The sequence below is a fragment of the Nostoc sp. CmiVER01 genome (assembly GCF_034531135.2).
Classification (GTDB): domain Bacteria; phylum Cyanobacteriota; class Cyanobacteriia; order Cyanobacteriales; family Nostocaceae; genus Nostoc.
Window position 1 is genome coordinate 1 of the sequence record NZ_JAVRBU020000072.1, and the last position, 612, is coordinate 612.

Annotated in this window: 1 pseudogene; it reads right to left on the reverse strand. The window is 38.6% G+C overall.

What is annotated here, in order from left to right:
• Nucleotides 1-537, reverse strand: a pseudogene (locus RMZ43_RS36050) (IS4/IS5 family transposase); the annotation flags it as partial.
• Between the last annotated feature and the right edge of the window lie 75 nt (nucleotides 538-612).

The following is a 612-nucleotide window of genomic DNA, read 5'->3' on the forward strand; positions in this document are numbered from 1 at the left end:
TTCACAAGGAAAAACATCAATCGCCAACATTAGAGATGGGTCAAGTACCACCAATGATTGCCCTGGTAAAGGCGCACTGTTACAATCACGAAGAGGTTTTAGACGATGTTCGCTTGCACCTATTGCATTGCCATCTAAAATTTTGAGCCGATAACCAGGTAGCCAATCTGGTAAGCTTCCGTTTAAATGCCGAATAATCGCTTCCATTGAAGTTCCTGTCTCCCTTACTAATTCATCAGCACTTACATCAGTCTCCATTGCATTTAGCTTGTTATATACAGAAGTAACAGAAACATTCATTTGTGATGTTTTAGCTTGATATGCAGCATGAATTGAAGGCCTAATTCCACAAGCTACTGTATTCATCATCTCTACTACCGTAGAGAACAGTAATTCCTTTGTATACTGAGTTTTTGCACTTTTCTCAAATAACTCGTCAAGTTTCTGAGGACATAAAATTGCTTCGAGAAGTCCGCGAACCATGACCGAAACCGGACTTTCTTCTACAAAACGCTCAAACACTTGACCTATAATCATTCTAGCTATTCCCCATTTACCAACTTTATTTTTTCAACTAACTATAATTTGGGGAAAATTACAAGACCTTGAAAG